The sequence below is a fragment of the Chryseobacterium sp. CP-77 genome (assembly GCF_036362765.1).
Classification (GTDB): domain Bacteria; phylum Bacteroidota; class Bacteroidia; order Flavobacteriales; family Weeksellaceae; genus Chryseobacterium; species Chryseobacterium cupriresistens.
The window spans coordinates 4471899-4496287 of record NZ_CP143637.1; the positions used below are offsets into that span (position 1 = coordinate 4471899).

The following is a 24389-nucleotide window of genomic DNA, read 5'->3' on the forward strand; positions in this document are numbered from 1 at the left end:
ATAATGGCAAAGTTAGAGAATAATAACGAGAATGAGAATAAAAAATCAGTAGCTGAAAACCTAGGGGATCAGGTACAGAAAACTGTTGAAAATGTAGAGGGAAAAGTACGGGAAACAGTGAAAGAAGCATCTGAGCTTGCTTCGGATGCGATACATCATCCTGTAGAAACAGCTGAAGAGTTTGGGAAACAGGCTGTAAAGGATGTTACCAGCTATACCTGGTGGGCAAAGCTTCTCTTGATTCTCTTTTGGCTGGGAATTTTCCTTGTAGGTGGAGTTCTTATTGCCATCAACCTTCCGGTTACGAAAAGATGGGCCGCTGATCAGGCGCTGAAGCTTGTTAATAATGATTTTAAATCTGATTTTTCTACAGAAAGTGTAGATGTCAATTACTTCGGTGATGTAACCATTAAAGGTTTAAAAGTAAAAGATTATAAAGGTTTTGATTTTATTACAGCCCGTGAATTTCGTGCAGACTCAGACTGGATGTCTCTGGCAGTAAATGCCATCTCAGGAAACAGCAATTCTTTGAGTTTTAACTCTCTGGCTCTTGTGAATGCCGATGTAAAAGTAATTACTTATAAAGGAGACAGTATATCCAATTTTGTAAGGTTTGTAGAACTCTTTGACAACGGTAAGAAAAGAGATCCCAAGAAACCTCCTTTTCAGCTGAATTCCAGAATTCAGATCATTGATTCTAAGGTTTCCATCGTTAATGAAAATTCTCCCGGAGATCAGGGGAAATGGCTGACAGCCACAAAGTTCAATTTAAAAGCACCCAATGTAAAAGTCAACGGACCGAATGTTTCGGCGTTGATTAATAATATGTCATTTGTAACTTCAAGGTGGGGGAAATCTCACTTTGTGGATACCTTTTCAACAGAACTGTCTCTAACGAAGCAGTTTTTGTCGTTAAAAGACCTTACCCTGAATACAGATCATACCTTACTTCAGGGAGATATCAAATTTAATCTTCACGACGGATCCTGGGCAGATTTTGCAGACAAAGTACGCTGGGACATGAATATTAAACAAGGAAGCCAGCTAAGCGGATATGATATCAGCTATTTTGTAACCAACTGGGATAATATTAAACCTTTTAATCTTTCAGGGGTAATGACTGGGCCATTGAATAAATTCCACCTGGAAAACTTTCTGATCAGAAATCCTGACGTCAATATTGCTACCAAAACGATGAAGGTTGACAATCTGCTGAAAGGAAATTTTGCTATTGAAACAAAAGATCTTTCCACAGATTTTACCTACAAGGATTTAAAAGCTATGATGCCTTCATTCATCTCCAAAAAGATGAAGAACTTTGCAGATGATTTCGGAAAACTGAAATATAACGGAACTGCAAAAGTGAATCCGGATCAGATTTATGTGGATAATGGTAACTTAATGACAGGAATCGGGCAGGCGAAAATTTCCAAACTTACCTTGACTGGCTACAGTACTGCTATGCCGAAATATTCCGGTTATCTTGATGTAAAAGATCTGAATACCTCAGTCATCACAAAGAATAAAGCAGTAGGTTTAATTTCCGGTAAATTTGATCTTAACGGACAAAGTTTTGATGTCAATACCATGCGTCTGACAACGAAATCTCAGATTGCCAGTATTGAAATTATGGATAAAACGATCAATAATCTGTATCTGGATGGTTTATTGGATCATAAAAAATATAACGGACTCATCACTGTTAATGATGAGCAGGCTAAAGCTACGGTCAAAGGATTGATCGATTTCAGTACTTCAAGGATTGCTATGGACGTTAATGCAGACGTTACTTACCTGAACATGAATTACTTTACCAACAAGCCCGGCACTCAGGTGGTAAGTGGTCAGGTTGAAGGGAAAATGGCCATGTCTTCTATCAACGATCTTACTTTAGATGTAAATGCCAATAACCTTCACTTTGCTTCAGCTACTCAAAAATATAATATTCCGAATGCCAGGTTAAAAACGTTTGTTGAAGCAGGAGGTCGTGTCATTGATGTAGATGCTACGGGAGCAGCGACAGGTAAAATTTCAGGAAAATATAACCTTGCAGATCTTGCAGGAATGGTAGAAAATGGAGTAGGGAAAATATTAGTGGGACCGCCGCCAAGAAAATTATACCGTGGACAGAATTTTGCGTTGAAGTTTGATGTCCAGCAGGGCCTTGTTAATTATTTCTTACCCGAATTGAGATTACCACAGGGAGCTCTTGTAGAAGGGGAATATGATGGGAATTCCAACAACCTGATCCTGAATCTTGATGCGGCATCTTTAAAATATATAATGACCAAGGAAGAGGAGATTACAGATGCTGACCAGGCGCTGGCATCTTCAAATCCTGATTATAAAATTAATGACCGAAAAAATCTCAGCAGAGACAGTGCAATGGTGGATAGTGTTAAAGTGAGAATTAACACAGGTGACCTGAACCAGCAATTGTATGCTAAGATCAACAGAGTCATTTATAATAAAAATGTAATTAAAGATTTTGAGCTTAAAGGGAATAATGAAAATGGAAATACACTTCATTTAGCAACCGTGTTCAAGCATGGAAGTCCTGATGATGAGCTTAACGAAAAGCTTAAGGAATACGCCATCAACGTAGATCAGTCTACTGATGCAGCAGGTGATTATGTATTCAGGTTTGAACCTACCGAGGTAAAATTCAATGAAGTTACCTGGGCTATAGATACAAGTCCTGAGCTGAATCACTCTATTACCTACAGAAAGAAAACCGGAGATTTTGATATCAGGAATCTGAGGGTATATTCCGATAAAAGTGCTTTGTTTATTAAAGAAGCCCAGTTTAAGTCTGCGAAAGACTTTTATGTAGATGCAGATATCAACGATTTTGCGGTAGAAAAGCTGCTGGAAATGCAGTCCGGAGGAAACACCATGGACATTAAAGGTCTCGCCAATGGAAGTGTTAAGATCAAAATGGATAAAAGTACCCTTCAGCCACTGGTAGATCTTAATATTGATGATATCAAGATGAATGGCAATGATATGGGAGATATCTCTATTTCTGCCACCAATGGATTCTCACTGAATGTATATGATATTGATGTGAAAGTTCACTCTGCCGGCGTACTTGGAAACAACAGCCTTAATCTGACAGGAACAGTTAATAATAATACTTCTTCCCCGATTATTGATCTTACTGCAGAAATGCGTGATTTTGACCTCGCGTTTACCCAGCAGTTTGTGCAGACGGTTTTCGGAAATCTTCGAGGAAAAGCTACAGGAGATCTTAAAATCAATGGAAAGCTTAACAATCTTGATTATAGCGGAGATATTGCATTAAAAGATTTTGGATTAAAACTATTGTTTACCGGGGTAGATTATTCATTTGATGATACTGTGATTCAGCTTTCCAGAGGACTTGCTATCCTCAACAATATTGAAGTACACGACGGAAGAACCAATTCCAAAGGGAATATCTCCGGAGCGATTCAGTTTGAAACCCTTTCTTCCATGGGGGTATCTCTCGTAATGAGAGCAGACAACCTGTTGATGCTGAATACCACGCAAAAAGATTTTGACCTGTTCTGGGGAAGAGTGTACGGACAGGGAGATCTGTACGTGGACGGACCTGTTTCAGGATTAAGTATAACCACTCCTAATATGAAGGCGCTTAACGGAAGTACCTTTACCTTTAATTCCAGCTCAACGTCCAATGTAGAAGAATTTAAAATGCTGAGGTTCCTGAAAGAAGGAAAAGATGGTCTGATTACGCTTGAAGAAAAGAAGAAAACAGGAGCCAATATGAATATTGACTTCAATCTCGCGGTAGATAAAGGAACCACCGTAAATGTACTGGTAGGAGACGATGTGGGAAATATTACGGTAAAAGGATCAGCCGATCCGTTGAGATTCCATATGAACAGACAGGGGAATATTGCGATGAGCGGTACCTATAAAGTAGATAACGGAACATTTGTCTCTAAGGCCATTCTTAATAAAACATTCCAGATCGAAAGAAACAGCAGTATAAGGTGGGATGGTGATGCGATGAAACCTATGCTGGATATTAATGCCAATTACATCAGAATGGTTTCCAATGCGGGAGAATATCTTAGTATGGGGAAACTGCAGCCTATCAGTATTCTGCTGCAGGCCCATATCACCCAGTCGTTGGTAGACCCTCAGATTGATCTTAATGTGACTGCAATGGATGTGTCCAGTCAGGTAAGAGAAACACTAGCTGCGAAAATGAGCCAGGAAGGAGAGAAGGTTCTCCAGTTCGGATCTGTATTGCTATTGAGTACCTTTAACGTATCCAATACAGGTGGATTCGATGTAAATGTAGGAAATGTAGCGGAATCCTCAGGATATAATATACTTCTGAAGCAGTTGGGATCTGTTCTTAATACGATGAGTAACGAATTTCAGATTGACCTTAATTATGTGAAAGGAGATCAGAACTCGAACTATGGAGACAGGGCTAATGCGGGAGTAAGTGTAGCCCTTTCCCCGAGAGTTAATATCAAGACTGGTTTGGGTATTCCGTTATCAAAAACGGATGGTGCACAAAACAATTATCTGTCCACGGAAGGATCTGTAGAATATGATCTGTCTAAAAAGAATGATGGCTCATTGGTGATACGTGCGTATTCCAAGCCTACAAACATCGGAATGGTGAGTACAAACGGTTCTGCTAATCAAGCTTATGGAGGAGGGGTAGTGTGGAGTAAAAGCTTCAATTCTTTGTTTAAAAAGAAGAAAAAAGACAAAAAAACTTCAGACGCAAAAGGTGAAATAAAAACAGATTCTATAAAATCGAATGGTAAATAATTAGAATATTTTAATGATTTTTATCATCTGTGTTAATTATTGTTAATATTTGATATATATTTTTTAGTTAAATTATTTTTCGTAAATTTGCAAAAAATACATAGATTTTTTAAAGAAATTGTAATTTAACTAATATGAACTATCAACTGGACGAAATAGACAAGAAGATTCTTGATTTCTTAGTAGAAAACACAAGAATGCCTTTTACTGAAATTGCAAAGCAGATGGATGTTTCTGCTGGAACAATTCACGTAAGAGTGAAAAAGATGGAAGATGCAGGTATTATTTTGGGATCATCTCTTAACATCGATTATGGTAAGCTGGATTATCACTTTACAGCTTTCATAGGTATCCTTTTGACAAAATCAAACCGTACTCAGGAAGTATTGAAAGAATTGTCAACTATTCCTAACGTAATCGAGGCTAGCGTTATTTCAGGAAAATATAATATTTTCTGTAAAGTAAGAGCTAAGAATACTGATGATGCCAAAAGAATTATTTACCAGATCGACGACATTCAGGATGTAATGAGAACTGAAAGTATGATCTCTATGGAGGAATTCTTAAGTGACAAAAACAGACTGATCAACGCAATCTCTGTGTAAGTCAAATTTTAAACGAATAATTATAAAAGAACTTATGAAATCTCTCATAAGTTCTTTATTTTTGTAGATATGGAAGAATACAGCTATTTTGACGAAGACCCAAAGAAAGGATGGGGATTTATTTTGGCGTTTGCAGCCTTGATGTTGTTTACTATTATGGGACTTGGTATCGATGTGGATGAATATCTGCAGCATGAATACCTTCAGATTCCGAGGTGGTACTTCTATGTGATTTTTTCTATTGACATACTGATGATGATAGGGCTGGTGCTGATGTTCTTCTACAAAAAGGCAGGAATCTTTATGTTTCCGGCTTTACTGGTGCTGCATTTCTTTATGCACAATTACTATCTGTCTACATTTTTGTATACGGACGTCACCAATCTTTTTCTGTTTACAGGATTCGGAATGCTTGCCATTATCCCGAAATGGAAGTTTTTTAAATAAAATTTAATCAATACGATAAAATAACAAACCGCTTTTAAATTAGATTTAAAAGCGGTTTTCAATTAACAAGGATTATGAAAAAAATTATCTGAGTACCAGGGAATTAAAAATTTCTTGTTTTAAAGGATTTTTTGACCAGTCATCCCAAGCGCCCGTATAAGGATTATAGCTACATTTCAGAGGTTTTGATATATTCAGGCCTTCTTTGTTTTTTAATGTGTTTTCAGTATATGCCCTGCAGTCTGTACAGACATAACGGAATTCACAGTCTTTGCATATTTCAATTTGATCTTTGGTGAGGTTCCAGTATTTTGTGAATTCAGGTTGATTGATAGCTTCTTCAAGAATCTTGTTATCAACGTTCCCAAAACTTTCATTCATCAGTGGACAATTTTTGATGTCACCTTTTCTATCGATACCTACCTTTTTATACAGGCAGGAATTGTGGTTCACTGCTTCTATAACTTTAGTGATATTGGTATTGAAGTATTTCAGTTCCACTTTTCCACAGGCAGATATTTTCAGATCATCTTTCAGAAAATTCAGTGAGAATCTATATTCATCTTTAACTTTGAAAGGAGCTTCCAGACAATTGTAAAAAATGAGACTGTATATTCTGACCGTATTTTTTTGAAGAGCCTTTATAAACGAGAGGTTGACTTCCTGGTGAAACGGTGAGAAAATTTCTATTCCTGATAACACTGAGGTTTTAAAAATTTCATCAATTTCTATACAATCTTTTAAGGGTAAAGGTTTTAAGCTGTAAATAACCAAATGCTTAATCCCAAGATTTTCTATTGACGGAAATATCTTCTTTATGATCCCGATATCTTCTATTTCGATAAAGAGATTGGTGATAGCGCTGGGCTCATGATGTTCAAAAGAAAGAGGAGGAAAATTTCTGTCCCAATCACTCTTTGTAATAAATCCATATTCTTTTTCCAATAGAAGATTGATGTATTGCTGAATAATTACTTTGGATTCCTGATCATAATCTTTCAGCAGGTCTTCAACAGAACTGTTTTTCAGCCCTTCTATAATTTCATACAACTCCAGCGGATACAGTTCCGATACATTTCTCTGTAGATCTGAAATGAGAATTCTGGTGGCTCCTTTGGTGATGAGGATGTTTGAGAATAAATTGAAGTATTTCATAGTAGCCGGTTCAATGATTTGATAGGTCTTTCTCTTATATAATAATTCGTCTGATATTTTTTGCACTCTAAAACATAGACGACATCATTAGGCTTTTTAAGTTTCTGATCATTGAATGGCTCTATATGTTTGAAGGTAAGTGGAAGCTTATTTTTTTCTTTAACTTTAATTTTCATAAGTAATCTGCTATTTCTTTGTCCAACGAATAGTTACAGGTATGAGACAATCCCAGAAACTGCCCAATAGTATTGACTTCTAAAAAATAAAATTTACCATCTTTTCCTTTGATAAAATCTAATGATCCGCAATTAAGATCTAATGCATGCATCAGAAGGTGTATTTTTTCTTCAATGTCAAATGTTAATTTGTAAGGAATAGTTCTATTGGGTTTTTCTAAATTATATTTTCTGAAATCTGTTTGGGTCTGTTTATCATTTTGAGAAAAAATAGCCATTGAATAGCATTTTCCATTGAGATAAAATGTTCTGATTTCAAATTCTTTATCAATCTTATCCTGAAAGAATGTAATGAAAAACTTTGCTTTCTCTCTTTTGTGTACCGTTGAGGTATACATGATACCATTTAAATCTTTATCAATGTCATCCAAAATAGGATTTCCACCAATGGTTTTTATAATAGTTTTATTCAGGGAAACCTGATCCGTATTATCTGCCAGGTAATATTCAGGAATTTCTAACCCTTTTTTTTTAGCTTCTTCCAATACCAGGAGTTTATTAATATCACTATTGCTTTCTTTGTTGATATGTTTTTTGGACTCCAGTACCGCTCTTACATAATCTTCCAGCCAATGCTGTACTTCATTCATGTGAGCATTTACAGAAGGGTTTTCATACCTTAAGCGTTTGATTTTTAATCTGCCTCTCCTGTACCACACACTTGCGATCTCATCCAGAAAAAAAGAACTTCTGCTACTCCTTAACAGTATTTTTTTGTTCTCCACTGCAATTTCAAAAATTTCATCTTCATGGATACGGATGAATTGCTTTTTCATTTCAAGAAGCCATTTTATAATTTTATTAGTGGTTCTTTCATTGTTGTTGGAAATAATAAGAATCATTTTTTGAAGTAATCTTTGGTGATTTTAGAAGAATGTTTAATACTGGGTATACCTATTTTTTTTCTTTCCTGATTGGCTTTTATTGTATCCACAATAGCATCATAACTTAGGTAAATACCATATAGGGTTCCTTCCTTGCTGATTTGCAGATTGTGGCGGTCGACCATATTAGCATAGTCTTTTGGGATGCAGTCTCCTGATTTTATATATTCCAGCATTTTTGCTTTTAAATAAGGATATTCTTTTTCATCTACCATATGACTGAACAAGGGATGCATGGGCATAAATATACCGTCATTTCCGATAAGTCCGATTTTTTGTACTGAAGGATAACCATAGTTTTCAAAGGTCCATTTCAAGAGTTGTGCATTTATTCTGTCATTTTTTTCCATGAGCTGAAAGTTTTCCCTATTTTCAGCCTGATCACGGACAAATGCCACGCTGAAAGAATCTACGAGCCGTCTATTTAAACCTTTTTTCCAGTTTGCAATTCTTTTTCTCACCTCAGTACTATCGATACCGTATTTTTGAAACAGACCGAAATAGCTTTTTTCCGAACCTTCATAGGGAGCTATTAGAGGGATAAGCTTATATAGACTTTTCTTTCCACCGAAATTCTTTTGATGTTGATCAGCCAGCTTAATATATGTCTCATATTCTTTAATACGTTCCTGATTTTTAGGGCTGTATTTTTTGAATAATTTCTTATACTGTTTTATTGCTTCTTCGGGTTGGTTAGCTATCCGGTAAAGACTGTCAATTTCATTTACTTTGTTATAATAAATGATATAATCCTTGCTTTTGCAGGAAAGAATAATGAAAAGAGTAATGAGGAGGAATATTAAAATTGAATTTCGTTTCATTAGGTGATCAGTATTTATTGTATTAACGATACTCTTATTGGTAAAAAGGGAGGAATTATTTTCCTCCCCAGACAATATATTAACACTCTTATTGATCTTAGCAGACATATAAAGTTGAATCAAGTTTATGATCAATCCATGTTTCTTTATCATAACAGTCTCCGCTATTTGTAGCAACATAATTGACAGCCGAGGATTCCATTAAACCTCCTTTGATCACCTTTAAATCATTTAACTTTTTGTTTTCCAAAGAAGAGAAGCCACTCTTCATTCCATTTAATTTTTTCATGTGTGTAATTTTTAATTGTTTTTATATAAATCATTTGTGTCAAATTAACCCTTGACTTTGGGTGAATAATTCTTCCTATTTATTATACACTGTACACTTGTATTGTCAATCTGAAGAATACATTTTGTCAACGTTGATGGGATAAAACTATAAATATTTAGATCACTTTATAGGGATAAAATGTGTAAATGATTTGTATTTTGCTTTGTGTACAAATGCAAATTTTACTCTGAATAGGAGCTGGGCTTTGGTGAAATATTTGAAATTCGAAAAAGTATAAATTACATAACGGCTATAAAAAGAAAGCTACTGACTTTAACAATAGTTTGTACGGTAATATTTTCTATTGTACAATACCGGAAAATAAGTGATGTAAGCCTGGAAATAAGATGTTGAATAACTTGTTTTTGGGTACTATTTGTATGCTTCTTGTGATTTGTTTTATATAAAATCAACTTTTTTAGCACCAAAAACCATGTAAGTATCCCCTCAGTTTTTATAGAAAACCTCTGATTTTAAAACTTTGGATATTAACAAATGAATTTTAAGTATAAAAAAGCTTTTCAATCTCAGGATGAAAAGCTTTCAGTTTAGTATAAAGTAAAATATATATTGTTACTCAGAAAACACCCCCTGGAAAAAAGATTCTAAAGCGGTATCATGATCCAGACCGAACTTCTTTTTCAGACGGTATTTGGTCATTCTTACACTTTTGGGTTCTACATTGAGGAGGTTGCCAATTTGTTTGGTGTCCATTCCCAGATAGAGGTAAGCACAGTATTTCAAATCCAGTGCTGTAAGTTTTTGTTTAGCTTTTTCATTGATATTTTTGAAGAAATCAGGATGCAGTTCCTGAATGGTGAATCTGATTTTTTCAAAATCATTGTCAACCCGATTTTCTCCTTTTACCACCTGATGAATATTAATATCCGTATCGGAAAGCTGGGTCTGAAGCTGCTGCAGAACCTCATTCTTATGCTGAATATGAAGCTGGCTCGCCAGTACCTCACTTTGAAGTTTTTGCTGCTGAAGGGTAAGTAGTTCCTGTTCTGCCCTTAATCTGGCCTGCTCTTCCTCCTGAAGTTTGACCTGCATTTCTGCTTCATGCTTTTCTGTATCAAGCTTATTTTCCCTTTCTATAGAATACCGCAGTTTAAAATGATAAGAACGGAACATAAAGAAGGCTCCAATCAATCCTATGATTCCCAGTATAATATAAAGAAGTTTTTCCTTTTTCAGACTGGCCGTTTTTTCGGTGAGAGATCTGAGTTCAGATTCTTTTTTCTGCGATTGATACTGAGCTTCCAATCTTTTTGCAGTTTCAGCCTGGCCTTCATCAAAGAGAAGATTGCTGTATTCTGTTACTTTTGTCTCATACTCATAAGCTTTCCGGTAATTTTTCTGTTTTGCATAAAGCTCTGCAAGATTTTTTACCACATTGATCATCACGTGATAATAAACCGGTTGCTGGGTAAGCAGAATCTGTTCAGCTTTCAAAAGGTATTGCTCTGATAAAGCATCATTCTGATCCCGTGAAGCAAGATTGCTTAAAATACCAAGCGCACCTGCCTGCATACTCTGATTAAGAGTGGTGTGCTGGGTAAGGGTCAGGATTTCGTGGGCATTATTCTGAATTTCCTCACGGATTTCGGGAGTCATAACCGGATAGCTCAGATAATAGTTGGTAAGATTCAGCAGTGCCATTGCATGCACATGGGATGAGACATGACCGGGAAATTGATGGTACAGGCCAACAGCTTTCTTACACATCTCTATGACGGGTTTAAGATCTTTTAAGTTTCCGCTTTTCTCATATTGAAAGGAGTAGCAGACAGCCAGCGCTGAATAGGTAGAGCTGAGTAAATTTTTGTTTCCCGCCTTTTCAGCAAGCTCTATGGATTTTTTGGCATATCTGGTGGCATTGTCAGCATCGTTCCATTCCGTATAAATTCCATACAGGAGATAATTGAGCTTTGCATTTAATAAGATTTCAGAAGGTTGTTTTTCAACGGTGGGAAGAACTTTCTGAACAAGCTTGATGGTACTTTCAAGTTCGCCAAGTGCATTTCTATAATAGATATTCAGATAGTTGGCATATAATTCAGCCGTTTTGTTATGACTCTTTTGAACAATTGCATTCGCAGCATCCAGAATAGGTGGAATCTTATCATATTCAGACTGATTAAGTTTGATGATTCCCTTTTGAGTAAGCGCTTTTACTTCTTCAGCATAATCATTTTCTTTTTTAGCAAGATCAATTTGCTGCTGAACATATTTCTCAGCTGTAGCATATTGATCGCTGACTCTGTAATATTCGGTGAGCTCATTGTAAATTCTGAATCTTTCTGCAGTAGAAATATGACCTTCATTCAACTGGGTCTTAAGACCATCAATAAATGTATTCTGTGCGGGATATAAAGTGCAGATAAAAAGTATACAGTATAAAAGTAAGTACTTTAATTTCATAAGGTGAAAGTACAAAAATTGTAGACACCTGTCAATTTCCTGTCTGAAAAAGTAGAACTATGTTTTGTTTTTAATTTATTGATTATTAGTTGTTTAATTGTTTTTGTAGACATTTTGTAGTCATCTGTAATCAGCATTGAAGATGTTTTGTAGTTGCTGAAAAGAAGTCTGAGATCTTTTTCTTCTGCAATTTTGGGCCAGAAAAAATCAAAGAATATTAATTAAAAATTTTACAGCTATGGACAACAAAACCTTATCAATTGTTTCTTACATTACGCTTTTCGGATGGCTGATATCCTTCTTTATCGGAAAAGAAAAGTCGAACAGCCTTTTAAAATACCATCTGAAACAATCATTGGGATTAATTCTTTTTTCTATTTTTTTATCTATCATTCTCAATATTGTATTGATGGTTACTAAAATCGGAATTCTGGGAATATTAGGTTTGATTCCTTTGGTGTTAATGATTATCGGGATTATTAATGCAGCCAACGATGTTGAAAAACCTTTACCCTTGATCGGAAAAATGTTTGAAGATAAGTTTTCTTTCATTAGATAATATCTGATGATTAACAGGGTACAAAAGACCATTTTGAAAATAATAAAATCAGACAGCCAAAAAATGGTAAAAATAGGATAGCTATAATCATGAAACTGGCTGGTCTTATAACGAATATAATGTGCTGATTTGACAGGATAAAGGTAATTTTAACGCCCATTTTAAAAAAGAAAAGAAGTATGGATTTTGAAATTTTGAAACAGCAAATTGAAGACGCTGCAAGGAAAGCTTTTTTAGAAGTGTATGAAAAGCATGGAGCAGAAGGTATTTACAGTTTTGCTTTGTACAGTGATGAGGGAGCAATGACGGTTTGCCCTGCTGCCAATACATTGAAATCTATGGAGAATACGGATGACGAAGATGCTCTTTATTATAAATATGAACCGGCAGAATGGACCTATGAAATGGAAGGGGCTAATGAAGAATTTGATGAGATCTGTACCCAATTGAGGGCAGAGCTTACTAAACATGATGACGATGGTCATTGGTTTGAAGGTTTTCAGATGCAGTTGTACTCTACCTGTATTGAAGTGCTGGAAAAACTTAAAAAAGAGAACTTTTTCACAAAGATCACGGGCAAAGAGATTTTCCTGATTTTCACGGTCTCAGACTATGAGTTTGAGAAGGAAAAGCTAAAAGATCTTATCGTCAGACTTAACGATAATGAATACAAAATTGAATATCTGAACTGGATGGCTGCCTGGGGCAATTAAAAATATGATGCATAAAAAAACACTTTAAATATATACATATGAAGCCCGATAAAAATAATTGTCTCAGAAGCCCTCTTATACAGTAATAATAACAGAAAAATCTCATCCAAAATATAAAGAACAATTACATTACTTATGAACAACTACCAATTTTATAAACAGGAAGGAAACCAATATATTTTTAAAAACCAGCCGGTATTTGTATCCGTGCTCTGTATTATTTTCCTGATTGTAGCAGCATTACTCTTTAATAGCGTAAGAACTTTCAGTTATGTTATTATTGCTGTAGTAGTGCTTATTATGATCAATTTCTTTACCAAGAAATTAGTTATTGATATGGACCGGAAAACGATTACCGGAAAACACTCCATTTTCGTTCCGGTAAAAACCTATCCCATAGAGAATTTCAGAAATTTTCATGTGGTGGCCACAAAATATATGGGTTTTATCACCACAAATGTAATGCTGTCTATGTACTTTGAAGTAGATGGAAAAGAAAAGCAGCTTACCATAGGCCAGGCACTTACTCAGAAAGGAATTCAGAAAATGGTCAATGAGACCGAAGATATAATGAACCTTAATAATCCTGAGAATGGATATCAGAGATCGCTATAGATTTGAAGAAAACGGAAGTGAAATAAGCTTTATGCCGAATTACAGTTTCCTGCGCACTCTGGTATGGTGGCTGGGACTGGGAGTGATTGCACTTCCTGTTATTGTGTATTATTTTAGGGATAAGATGTCTGGCGACCAGTTTAAAATAGCAATGGGCTTATGGAGTATTTATATTATTTATTTCCTGTTTGAACTTCTTTTCAGAATTCCTGTGAAATATATTTTTGATAAATCAGAAAAGTGTATTTACAGAAAACTGTTACTTTCCAAAAAGTTGATGAACTTTGATGAAATGACCTATTTTATTAACGATGAAAGAGGTGGATATTATTATTCCATCGGGAAGAAAAGAAATCAGTTTGTGAAAAACTACAGAATCAGCAATTACTTTTCCGGATCTAAAGCTTCTGACAGAAGAGAAGATGAATACATCAAAGAAATTTTATGTCCCGTTCTCGTGGCTGTTGGAATTCCTTTGAATCAACCGGAACAATAATAATCAGGGTAAAAACTAATACAATGAAGAATGGTGTATAACCATTCCCTTCCTCCGGAGGGTGGCAAAAATTCAAAGAATTTTTGATGGGGTGGTTGATGCATCACAAAAAACAGATTTTCACAAATCAAATCTGCCAACAAAAAACTCCGGCGGTTTCGAAGAAACCGCCGGAGTTTGCCTATATAATATCTTATTTTAAGCTAAAATTCTCTTTACAGCTTCTTTTACTGCAGCCGCATCAATTTGATACTTTTTCATCAATTCTGCTGGTGTTGCAGACTCTCCGAAAGTATCATTTACCGCTACAAATTCCTGTTTTGTAGGTCTTCTTCTTGCAAGCATACCTGCAACAGATTCTCCTAAACCTCCAAGATAGTTGTGCTCTTCAGCCGTTACAATTTTACCTGTTTTTTCTACAGATTTTAAAATGATCTCTTCATCAAGAGGCTTGATCGTGTGAATATTGATCACCTCACAGGAAATACCTTCTTTCTCAAGTTCATCAGCCGCTACAAGAGATTCCCATACAAGGTGTCCTGTTGCAACAATCGTTACATCAGTACCTTCCTGAAGCATGATTCCTTTTCCGATTTCGAAAGGCATATCTTCAGGGATGAATACAGGAACCACAGGTCTTCCGAATCTTAAATATACAGGACCTTCAAAATCTGCAATCGCCAGGGTAGCAGCTTTAGTCTGGTTGTAATCACAAGTGTTGATCACGGTCATTCCGGGAAGCATTTTCATCATACCGATATCTTCAAGAACCTGGTGAGTAGCTCCGTCTTCTCCTAAAGTAAGACCTGCGTGAGATGCACAGATTTTTACATTTTTATCAGAATAAGCAATAGACTGACGGATCTGATCATATACTCTTGAAGTAGAGAAGTTGGCGAAAGTTCCTGTAAAAGGAATTTTTCCTGTAATACTAAGACCTGCAGCAATTCCCATCATGTTCGCTTCTGCAATACCAATCTGAAAGAATCTTTCAGGAGCCTTTTCAATGAATTTCTCCATCTTCAGAGAACCGATAAGGTCTGCACAAAGTGCTACTACATTAGGATTTTTGTCCGCTAATTCTGCTAATCCTGCTCCGAATCCTGAACGAGTGTCCTTTTTTTCTGTATATGTATATTTCATTTTTTACTAAAGTTTTTGATCATTGATAAATGATGAGTGATTAATCATATTATAAAGTTCCAGAAGCATCATTTATCAATAATAATTTATCATTTATAATTAATAATCAGCCGGAGCTTCCAGGTACAATTGCTTGAATGCCGTGTCTAACTGCTCATCATTAGGAGCTTTACCATGCCACGCATGAGATCCCATCATATAATCAACTCCGTATCCCATTTCTGTATGAAGAAGGATGGCTACAGGTTTTCCTTTTCCGGTTTCTGTTTTTGCTTTCTCAAGAATTGCAATGACCGCTTCAAGATCATTACCGTTCTTTTCTTCCAAAACAGTCCATCCGAATGCTTCCAGTTTTGCATGAAGATTTCCTAAGCTTAATACATCATCGGTATCTCCGTCAATCTGGCGCCCGTTGTAATCAATAGTAGAAATGATGTTATCTACTTTTTTAGCAGAAGCATACATCAATGCCTCCCAGATCTGACCTTCCTGAAGCTCACCATCCCCGTGAAGAGAGTAAACAAGAGACTGATCACCATCTAATTTTTTACCCTGAGCTACTCCAAGTGCTACAGAAAGCCCCTGTCCAAGAGAACCCGAAGCGATTCTGATTCCCGGAAGACCTTCGTGAGTTGTTGGGTGTCCCTGTAATCTTGAATCTAATTTTCTGAAAGTGCTCAGTTCTTCAACAGGGAAGAAACCAAATCTTGCTAAAGTAGAATAGAATACCGGAGAAATATGTCCGTTTGATAGATAAAAATGATCTTCATTTTTGCCTTCCATTGTGAAAGGAAGTTTATAGTTCATCACTTTACCATAAAGGGCTGTAAAGAATTCTGTACAACCTAAGCTTCCACCCGGGTGTCCTGAATTAACAGCGTGAACCATTCTTAAAATGTCTCTTCTGATCTGCGTAGTAAGAGTCTTTAACTCCTCAATACTTTTACTCATTATATCTGATTTATTTGTATGCGAATTTACAATTTTTTACCGGCTTACGGAAATGCAAAAGCCCGGAGATAAAACCCCGATCGTTGTATGATTTTAATATTTTTCCGCTTTTAACAGCCTTCATTAAGGTAAACGGAGATTTCGGTCACTATATTATTAACAAATTTAAAGCTTAACAGCGTTCCTGCCTGGCTGTCTTCAAGATTAAAATAACCGGTGTCTTTAATCGGTTTGCCATTAGAGTCCCAATCCGGGCGTACACTAAAGTTGGGGTAATTTCTGTAGGCATTGATCAGGTCGTCGCGGGTGCTTCCAACTCCGATTCCGCTTTTGGTTTTGAACTTTTTACTAGTTGTTGTCATATAGGTAATCGAAGGAACACTTGGATTGGCCTCATTAATGTAATTATCAAAAAGATCAATCTGTATGGTTTCTCCATTATACTTTACCATGTTTTTTTTCTCTCCACCCGCGTTAACCAGCTTTGTTCCTGCAATTTTTTCAGCCTCAGCTTTCGGCATAAAGACTTTAAACGGCCCGATTCTTAATGTTGATAGTTCAAAATTGTCCTGAGCGCTCATAAAGCTGAATGTTAATAGGAAAGCGAAAAATGAGATAATTTTTTTCATGGTTTTTAGGGTTGTATTTTTTTATTTTGATTAATTTTTAATTCTGTTTATTTTATACATTTCAAAGATATTAAAATAGTAAAAGTAACTGTGTAAATAAAAGAAAAATTATAATTAATTTATTTTAGCTTAATGCCTTTATACAGGCGGATTTTTACATTTTCTATAGGTTTGTGTTTGATTTTTTATTTTTTGTATGTAATAATCTGATTAATTTAATTAATTTTATAATTCCAGATTATTTGAATTATTATTCCTTGGTTAATTATCTTTTAGCTTTGGCCTTATCATTTGAATGAATAAAAATTACAAACCATTATATATGAAAATTAAACAATTATTTTATCTGGGGATATTTATAATATCCGTTTCCTCCGGGAAAGCACAGGATTTTTTTACAGTAATAAGTGAAAGATCCATTAAAGCAGACCCTAAAAACAGAACAGTGCAGCCGGAAAAGGCACTGACGTACACACTGGATGTAGCCGGAATGAAAAGTTATTTTAATTCCGTTCCGGAGTTAAAAGACAGCGATCGTAAAGACAATGCTCCTATTATTGTTCTGCCAATGCCTGACGGCACCAAAGCAAAATTCAGAATCTGGAAATCTTCAGTGATGGCTCCCGGGTTAGCCAGCCAGTTTCCTCAGATTGTTACTTTTACAGGACAGGGAATTGATGACAAGTACGCCACCATAAAACTGGATTTTACAGAACTGGGATTTCATGCACAGATAAAATCTATAGTAGCCGGAGATTCTTATATTGATCCCTATGCAAAACAGGATATCAGCAATTATATCATTTATAAAAAAAGTGATTTGATTGATAAAAATCCAAGGTCTTGTGGAGTAAAGGATGAGGACGAGTCTCCCCTGGGAAAAAAAAACGCTCAAAAGACCGTAGCACCAAGCGTAGGAAATCAAATTAGAGTTTTCAGGCTTGCGGTGGCTTGTACGGGAGAATATGCTGTAGCAGCAACGGGTACCGCCACACCTACTGTAGCACAGACACTTTCAGCTATAGTAACCTCCGTAAACAGGGTGAATGGAGTTTACGAACAGGAAGTTGCTTCAAGATTGGTGCTGGTGGATAATGAAGCCAATGTGGTCTTTACAAATGCCGCTACAGATCCGTTTAACGGAAATAACAATGCCAGTACGTTAATTAATGAGAGCCAGACCCAGATTGATTTATTGATAGGAAATGCAAATTATGATATCGGACACACCTTCAGTACAGGTGGCGGAGGATTAGCCGGATTGGGAGTAATCTGTAATGCAACCAATAAAGGTAGAGGGATCACCGGTTCACCTAATCCTGTTGGAGATCCTTATGATATTGATTATGTAGCCCATGAAGTAGGGCATCAGTTTGGCGGGCCGCATACATTTAATGCCATTACAGGGAGTTGTAATGGTAACCGTAGTGCATCTAATGCCGTAGAACCTGGAAGCGGAATTACCATAATGGCTTACGCCGGAATTTGTGGAAGTACCAATAACCTGGCTCCTAACAGTATTCCGACTTTCCATACCAAATCATATCAGTCTATCACAACAAAAGTTCAGTCAACAACATGTCAGGTTACGCTTCCTGTTAATAATTTTGCTCCAACAGTAAACGCCGGAGGCGATTATACCATCCCGAAGAGTACACCATTCAGATTGGAAGGTTCTGCGACAGATATCGATAATAATCCGCTTACGTACAGCTGGGAGCAGAATGATGTAGGCCCGGCAGGCGACTGGAATGCTCCTACCGGAAATGCACCTCTGTTCAGATCATATGTACCTGTAACCGTTCCTTACCGATATTTCCCAAAACTTACAGATGTAATCAATGGTACGGTTTCCAAAGGAGAAGTTAGACCATCTTATGCAAGAACGATGGAGTTCAGACTTACCGTAAGAGATAATAATGCGGGTTGTGCAGGGGTAGCCAATGATGATGCTGTTATTACCGTTGATGGAAATTCCGGACCTTTCAATGTAACTGCACCTGCTACAGCGGTAAGCTGGGCTGGTAATTCCACTCAGACGGTAACATGGGATGTCGCCAATACAACGGCATTTCCTGTGAATGCTGCTACTGTGAATATTTATCTTTCAACAGACGGCGGTCTTACCTATCCTACACTGATCCTGGCTTCTACTCCGAATGATGGTTCTGAAGCTGTTACTATTCCTAACGTAAATACAACACAGGCAAGAATTATGGTGGCTGCAGAAACGAACGTATTCTACAACATTAACCCTGTCAACTTCACCATTACCCAGACATTAGGTGTGAATGAAACCGCTGCCAATAAAGATGTATTTGTCGTATATCCTAATCCAAGTAAAGGATTACTGAATGTGAAATTTACCAATTCAAATGAAGTATATGATATTACAGTATATGATGTAAGCGGAAAATTAGTGTTCACTCAGGCAAATAACAAACTGAATCATGATAAAACAGGTACTTTTGACTTGTCTCACCTTGTCCAGGGAGACTATCTGATCAAGGTTAAATCTAAGAACTTAGAGAAAACAATCAAGTGGATTAAAGAATAATCTATTTCATTGATTCCAATAAAAAGAAAAAGGCTGTCTTCATTGAAAACAGCCTTTTTCTTTTTATAAGTGTTAAACGACTTTTAAGTGCTGCTTGTTTTTTACCAGCCACAGACCAATGAAGGTTAGTAATCCGTTTAAAACAATGAGTTCGACTCCAATTTTGTAATCGGTATAAGTTGTAACAGCCAGATTGATTAAATAAGTTAATACAGGTGCCAAGAGGGTAACCGTAAGGATGGAATATTTTCTTGAAATCTGGAACCTGGTGAAAATTCCAAAGGCGAAAAGTCCTAAAAGCGGTCCATACGTATATCCTGCAATTTCCATGATCAGGTACACAATGGATTTATCATTTAATGCCTTGAAAACCATGATCAGAATAAAGAAAACGACAGTGAAAGTTAAATGCACTTTCATACGAAGACGTTTCTTCTCTTTTTCAGTTTTGGTTTTATCCTCATTAAGGTTTAATAAATCTACACAATATGAGCTTGTTACAGCTGTTAAAGCACCGTCTGCAGAAGGGAATAAGGCTGAAATTAATCCGATGATGAAAATAACAGAAATAGCCATAGGAAAATATCCCTGAAGCGATAAAGCCGGGAAAAGATCGTCTCCCATTACGTTTTTAATGTTTCCTGAAGGGTCTTTAAATCCGAAAATATTCGTTACCGTTTCACCGTTTATAGTTCCATATTCCGCTCCATGCTGCAGCGCAAAAAGGTATAGCAACCCTCCCAGGAATAAGAATGCAAGGTTCACGATAAGAAGCGTTCCGGCGAAGGTCAGCATGTTTTTCTTTGAATTCTTAAGGTTATCTACAGAAATATTCTTCTGCATCATTTCCTGATCCAGCCCTGTCATGGCAATGGTAATGAAAATTCCACCCAGAATGGTTTTCAGGAAAAAGGTTTTGGAATTAGGATCAAAATTGATGAAATGAGTATAGTTTTTCTGTTCCAGAATCGTATAAGCTTCACCGAATGATAAATTCAGGTTGGATAAAATATAAACAATACAAGCTACAAGGCTGATGATCATAAATGAAGTCTGCAGGGTATCTGTAATAACAATCGTTTTTACACCGCCTTCAAAAGTGTACAGAAGTACCATCAGCAGAAGTACAAGGGAAGTTACCCAAAACGGAACTCCCAACCCTTCAAGTAAAAATATCTGTAAAACATTTACTACCAGGTATAATCTTGCGGTAGCTCCAATTGCTCTTGAAATAATAAAAAAGATAGATCCTATTTTATGCGCCTCCACATTGAATCTTTTTCCCAGATACGTGTAAATAGAAGTCAGATTCATCTTGTAGTAGAGTGGTAGTAATATCGCTGCCACAATGAAATATCCGATGAAGAACCCGATTACCATCATGTAGTACTCAAAACCTCCATAGATGTATTCTGAACCGGTCATTTTTCCGACGGTTCCCGGAACGGAAATAAAAGTAACCCCACTTAAACTGGTTCCTATCATCCCGAATGCTACGAGCCACCATTTACTCTTTTTGTTACCGATAAAAAAAGACTGGTTATCAGAATTCCGGCTGGTGAAATAAGAAATCACCAAAAGACCGATAAAATAGACGAAAACAAATAACAAAAGGATAGTTCCTGGATTCATTCTTGATTTTTAAATTTTAGCAAATATATAAAAAAGATCAGTCGTGAATCATGAATTTAGTTCAGACACAATTTTTATATAATTACTTTTTTGAAAGTGATCCAGGCTTGGGATAAAACCAGTATTTTCAGAAAGGTCTGAAGCCTGGAGCTGGAAGTTATAAAGCTCATAAAAGAAATGATCCTCTATATTTTCATCTTTTTATAGTGACATCGGTAAAAAGTAACTTTACTTTTTCTGTCTTAAAGCCGGATACTGTTTTCTGAGTTAATAGAAACAGTTTACTTCATCAAACCAATTAAAAATTGATTCACTCTTTGCCTGCTTAAAATTTAATATAATTCAAAATAAACTTTGCGTTAACAGAGATCTGGTATTGAGAATAAAATAACTGCATAAAAAAACCTTTCAGAGCGATCTCTGAAAGGTTTGTATGGTAAGGGTGTAATACAGTGACTAATTCACTAAAACATCCTGAAGTTCCTCACTTTTCTGGAAACTTGCCTTAGCGAAAGGGCAGAGGGGAATAATCTTCTTGTCATTTTTTCTGGCAAAATCTACGGCTGCCAGAAGCATTTCCTTGCCTACGCCTTTTCCGTTGTAAGCTTCTTCCACCTCGGTGTGGTCTATAATAAATCTTTCTTCTCCTGCCCAGGTATACGTCATCATTCCTGCGCGTCTTCCATCTATGAAAGCTTCAAAACTTCCGTGTTTTTCGTCGTTGTTTTGTTTTACTTCGATCATATTACGAGAATTTAGTTAGTATTTCTATGTCGTTGGTTAATATTTTGTGAACAGGGCATGCGTCTGCAATAGTGTGCAGCCTTTTACGCTGCTCATCATCCAGAATACCTTCAAAGCTGATCTCTCTTTTGAAAACTGCTCTTTTTGTTAATGGAAAGTTTTCAAGCTCTACTTCTACATTGATGTTTTCTATATCCCATTCCTTTCTTTCAATATACATTCTCAAGGTTGCTGCTGTACAGCTTGCCAATGACGTAGCCAGAATTTCCAGCGGATTGAAACCCTTGTTCTGTCCGCCTTTATCAATCGGTTCATCCGTAATGATTGTGTTTTCGCCGGCTGTTACTTCTGTATAATATTTTGTTTTTCCTAAACTTGCTTTTACCGTTACCGCCATTATTTTTCTGTATTGAATTTATAACTTAATGCACCTGAAGGACATAAGTCTATTTGATTTTTAAGTTCTTCAGGACTTGCGTTTTCTGCTTTTATCCAGGGTCTTTCTTTAGGATTATAGACTTTTGGAAGTGTTTTTACACATATGGCAGAGTGAATACATTTCTTAGGCTGCCAGATGACAGTAATGTTTCCATTAGGATATTCGTGTGTTTCCATATCAATTTTCTTTTAATGTTTTTTCGATTCTTCTGTCCGGAATCAGCCATATAAGAGCCACGATATAATAAAAACCTATGGCAATATAAGGATAAAAAAATGAAGTAGCGATTCCCAGGACATAAAATACAATTGAGATATACTCTTTATATTTCGAATGGATGGCTGCTTTCAGTTTTGAATCTTCCCCTTCACAACGGATAATAACATGTTCCAGAATAGTATAGGCAATAGCCGACATAATGAGCCCGATACCATAGACTGCAACGGGATTTTTTGCAAAATTTGTTGTTCCGATCCATTCCGTGGCAATTGGCATCAGAGAAAGCCAGAACAGAAGATGAAGGTTGGCCCAAAGAATGCTGCCATTTACTTTCTTTACTGTCTGGAACAAATGATGATGATTGTTCCAGTAGATTCCTACATATATAAAACTGAAAATATAAGCCAGAAACTTAGGAAGAAGAGGTTTGACACTGGCCCAGCTATTTCCTTCAGGTACTTTCAGTTCAAGTACCATAATGGTGATAATAATAGCAAGGACACCATCACTGAACGCCTCCAGTCTTCCTTTGTTCATTTACTTTATCTGATTTTTAAAGTTTTGTATTTTACCTTTCAGATCATTCAGCATATCAGGATTGATGACCCCGCTTTCCAGATCAAAATTTTCATAGAATTTTGGCAATGAAAAAGTATCCTTAATGTCTGCCGCAAACTGTGGGAAAAATGTTTTTGCCGTATTCATCACATTTCCGCCGCCATAGCCTCCTGGAGAAGTGCTCATCAGAAGCATAGGTTTATTCTGAAATACTTTTACGTTAATTCTTGAAGCCCAGTCAAAAACATTTTTAAAAGCTGCACTGTAAGAACGGTTGTGCTCAGCAAGAGAGCAGATAATCACATCACATTCCTCAATCGCTTTTAAAAACTGATGCGCTTCATCCGGAAAACCTTTCTTTTCAAGATCTACAGAGAATACGGGCATTGTAAAATCGTTAAGGTCAATCAGATTGATTTCCTCATCCTGAAAATCTTTCAGAACAAACTTTACCAGTTCCCTGTTGATAGACGTGGAAGATGTACTTCCGGCAAATGCTAATATTTTCATAGTTAATAATCTGAACTGAAATTATTTTCGGTTTAAAATAGCCTTAGGAAGGGGCACGTATTCATTTTCGTCACCTGGAACCAGAGGAAATGCTTCGTGATTCTGATCATTCCAGTTTACTTTTGCCTGTTCAATTAATTCTTTATCAGAGTTAACAAAATTCCAGAATATAAAACGTTCTTCATCGAATGGCTCACCACCGAAAAGATAAACCGTTCCGTTTTCGCTCATTTCAAATTCGCAAAGTTTGGTATCTTTAGCAATCATCAGCTGTTTGGAACCATAAGAATTTCCATCGGTAGTTACTGTTCCATCCAGAACATACATGGCCGCTTCTCCATAAAGATCTTTTCCTATGCTGATCTTTCTGGCTTCTTTTGTTTTAATTTCAAGGAAAAATAATTTGCTGTGTACCGGAACTGCAGATGTTCTTCCGAATGCTTCACCGGCAATTAATTTATACTGAATACCATCTTCTTCCCAAACCGGAATTTCATCTGCCTCAATATGATGAAAAGTAGGCTCAGACTGCTCAAGATGCTTTGGAAGACCTACCCAGATCTGAAATCCGTGAAGTCTTTTATCACTGTGTCTTAAATATTCAGGCGTTCTTTCCGAATGTACCACTCCTTTTCCGGCAGTCATCCAGTTAACGGCACCCGGTTTTATTTCTATAGCACTTCCAATGCTGTCTCTGTGAAAGATAGACCCTTCCAACAGGTAAGTTAAGGTAGATAATCCGATATGCGGATGTGGCGGAACATCAAGATTCTGATAATCTTTTAATTCTGAAGGCCCCATGTGGTCGATAAAAACAAAAGGTCCAACGGCTCTCTTCTCACGGAAAGGAAGAAGTCTTCCTACCAGGAAATTTCCGATATCTGCTGCTTTTTCTTCAATGATAAGTCCAATATTTGACATAATGAT

At 36.5% G+C, this 24389-nt stretch carries 23 protein-coding genes; 8 read left to right on the forward strand and 15 right to left on the reverse strand.

Going from position 1 to position 24389, the window contains the following annotated elements; all coding sequences use genetic code 11:
- The first annotated feature begins 3 nt into the window (after positions 1-3).
- The 3 genes from V0410_RS20105 (at position 4) to V0410_RS20115 (ending at position 5846) form a co-directional block, all read left to right on the forward strand.
- Positions 4-4794, forward strand: a complete 4791-nt coding sequence (locus V0410_RS20105; protein WP_330745380.1) for a translocation/assembly module TamB domain-containing protein — start codon at positions 4-6, stop codon at positions 4792-4794.
- 134 nt (positions 4795-4928) lie between these two features.
- On the forward strand, positions 4929-5399 hold the full coding sequence (locus V0410_RS20110; RefSeq protein ID WP_002984446.1) for an Lrp/AsnC family transcriptional regulator: 471 nt from the start codon (positions 4929-4931) through the stop codon (positions 5397-5399).
- 69 nt (positions 5400-5468) lie between these two features.
- Entirely contained in the window at positions 5469-5846 is a 378-nt protein-coding gene (locus tag V0410_RS20115; RefSeq protein WP_202843392.1) for a hypothetical protein, read from the forward strand.
- An 84-nt stretch (positions 5847-5930) separates the two neighbouring features.
- Here the strand turns inward: V0410_RS20115 and gwsS are convergent, their stop codons facing one another.
- From gwsS to V0410_RS20140, 5 genes are all read right to left on the reverse strand, one after another.
- Positions 5931-7001: a grasp-with-spasm system SPASM domain peptide maturase gene (gene gwsS / locus V0410_RS20120; RefSeq protein WP_330745381.1), complete on the reverse strand. Its 1071-nt coding sequence runs from the start codon at positions 6999-7001 to the stop codon at positions 5931-5933.
- Between the two features lie 172 nt (positions 7002-7173).
- Positions 7174-8079: a grasp-with-spasm system ATP-grasp peptide maturase gene (gene gwsG / locus V0410_RS20125; protein ID WP_330745382.1), complete on the reverse strand. Its 906-nt coding sequence runs from the start codon at positions 8077-8079 to the stop codon at positions 7174-7176.
- Positions 8076-8942 (reverse strand): hypothetical protein, encoded by an 867-nt coding sequence (locus V0410_RS20130; protein ID WP_330745383.1) that lies wholly within the window; start codon positions 8940-8942, stop codon positions 8076-8078. Before V0410_RS20130 ends, gwsG begins: the two co-directional genes overlap by 4 nt.
- Positions 8943-9039: 97 nt before the next feature.
- Positions 9040-9231 (reverse strand): TIGR04139 family peptide modification target, encoded by a 192-nt coding sequence (locus V0410_RS20135; RefSeq protein ID WP_330745384.1) that lies wholly within the window; start codon positions 9229-9231, stop codon positions 9040-9042.
- A gap of 615 nt (positions 9232-9846) precedes the next feature.
- Positions 9847-11697, reverse strand: coding sequence for a helix-turn-helix transcriptional regulator (locus V0410_RS20140; protein ID WP_330745385.1), 1851 nt, complete (start codon positions 11695-11697; stop codon positions 9847-9849).
- A 238-nt stretch (positions 11698-11935) separates the two neighbouring features.
- Between V0410_RS20140 and V0410_RS20145 the strand changes: the two genes are divergently transcribed.
- The 4 genes from V0410_RS20145 (at position 11936) to V0410_RS20160 (ending at position 14080) form a co-directional block, all read left to right on the forward strand.
- Positions 11936-12256, forward strand: coding sequence for a DUF4870 domain-containing protein (locus tag V0410_RS20145; protein ID WP_227944253.1), 321 nt, complete (start codon positions 11936-11938; stop codon positions 12254-12256).
- 179 nt (positions 12257-12435) lie between these two features.
- Positions 12436-12969: a DUF4303 domain-containing protein gene (locus V0410_RS20150; protein ID WP_330745386.1), complete on the forward strand. Its 534-nt coding sequence runs from the start codon at positions 12436-12438 to the stop codon at positions 12967-12969.
- Positions 12970-13104: 135 nt separating this feature from the next.
- Positions 13105-13584, forward strand: coding sequence for a hypothetical protein (locus V0410_RS20155; RefSeq protein WP_330745387.1), 480 nt, complete (start codon positions 13105-13107; stop codon positions 13582-13584).
- Positions 13562-14080, forward strand: coding sequence for a hypothetical protein (locus V0410_RS20160; protein WP_330745388.1), 519 nt, complete (start codon positions 13562-13564; stop codon positions 14078-14080). The genes V0410_RS20155 and V0410_RS20160 overlap by 23 nt, the downstream gene beginning before the upstream one ends.
- Positions 14081-14278: 198 nt before the next feature.
- Here V0410_RS20160 and V0410_RS20165 read toward each other — a convergent pair whose 3' ends face one another.
- The 3 genes from V0410_RS20165 to V0410_RS20175 all read right to left on the reverse strand — a co-directional run bounded on the left by V0410_RS20165 (position 14279) and on the right by V0410_RS20175 (position 16803).
- On the reverse strand, positions 14279-15223 hold the full coding sequence (locus tag V0410_RS20165) for a transketolase family protein (protein WP_110010857.1): 945 nt from the start codon (positions 15221-15223) through the stop codon (positions 14279-14281).
- A 99-nt stretch (positions 15224-15322) separates the two neighbouring features.
- Complete coding sequence (locus V0410_RS20170) at positions 15323-16174, reverse strand: transketolase (RefSeq protein ID WP_110010858.1); 852 nt, start codon at positions 16172-16174, stop codon at positions 15323-15325.
- A 110-nt stretch (positions 16175-16284) separates the two neighbouring features.
- The gene (locus V0410_RS20175) at positions 16285-16803 is read right to left on the reverse strand and encodes a hypothetical protein (RefSeq protein WP_330745389.1); all 519 of its coding nucleotides are present in this window, start codon (positions 16801-16803) and stop codon (positions 16285-16287) included.
- A 322-nt stretch (positions 16804-17125) separates the two neighbouring features.
- On the opposite strand from V0410_RS20175, the gene V0410_RS20180 reads away from it, so the two are divergent.
- Complete coding sequence (locus tag V0410_RS20180) at positions 17126-19360, forward strand: reprolysin-like metallopeptidase (RefSeq protein ID WP_330745390.1); 2235 nt, start codon at positions 17126-17128, stop codon at positions 19358-19360.
- A gap of 72 nt (positions 19361-19432) precedes the next feature.
- Here the strand turns inward: V0410_RS20180 and V0410_RS20185 are convergent, their stop codons facing one another.
- The 7 genes from V0410_RS20185 to V0410_RS20215 all read right to left on the reverse strand — a co-directional run bounded on the left by V0410_RS20185 (position 19433) and on the right by V0410_RS20215 (position 24383).
- Entirely contained in the window at positions 19433-20992 is a 1560-nt protein-coding gene (locus V0410_RS20185; RefSeq protein ID WP_330745391.1) for a sodium:solute symporter, read from the reverse strand.
- A gap of 456 nt (positions 20993-21448) precedes the next feature.
- Positions 21449-21736, reverse strand: a complete 288-nt coding sequence (locus V0410_RS20190) for a GNAT family N-acetyltransferase (protein ID WP_171006298.1) — start codon at positions 21734-21736, stop codon at positions 21449-21451.
- Position 21737: 1 nt separating this feature from the next.
- A complete protein-coding gene (locus tag V0410_RS20195) occupies positions 21738-22133 on the reverse strand; it encodes an OsmC family protein (protein WP_330745392.1) in 396 nt (131 codons plus the stop codon).
- Positions 22133-22351 carry a (4Fe-4S)-binding protein gene (locus V0410_RS20200; RefSeq protein WP_110010863.1) on the reverse strand — a complete coding sequence of 73 codons (219 nt, stop codon included), beginning with the start codon at positions 22349-22351 and terminating at the stop codon, positions 22133-22135. The genes V0410_RS20195 and V0410_RS20200 overlap by 1 nt, the downstream gene beginning before the upstream one ends.
- Before the next feature lies 1 nt (position 22352).
- Positions 22353-22931 carry a TMEM175 family protein gene (locus V0410_RS20205; protein WP_330745393.1) on the reverse strand — a complete coding sequence of 193 codons (579 nt, stop codon included), beginning with the start codon at positions 22929-22931 and terminating at the stop codon, positions 22353-22355.
- Entirely contained in the window at positions 22932-23462 is a 531-nt protein-coding gene (locus V0410_RS20210; RefSeq protein ID WP_202843361.1) for an NADPH-dependent FMN reductase, read from the reverse strand. It lies immediately after the preceding gene.
- A gap of 21 nt (positions 23463-23483) precedes the next feature.
- Positions 23484-24383: a pirin family protein gene (locus V0410_RS20215; RefSeq protein ID WP_202843359.1), complete on the reverse strand. Its 900-nt coding sequence runs from the start codon at positions 24381-24383 to the stop codon at positions 23484-23486.
- Positions 24384-24389: the final 6 nt, after the last annotated feature.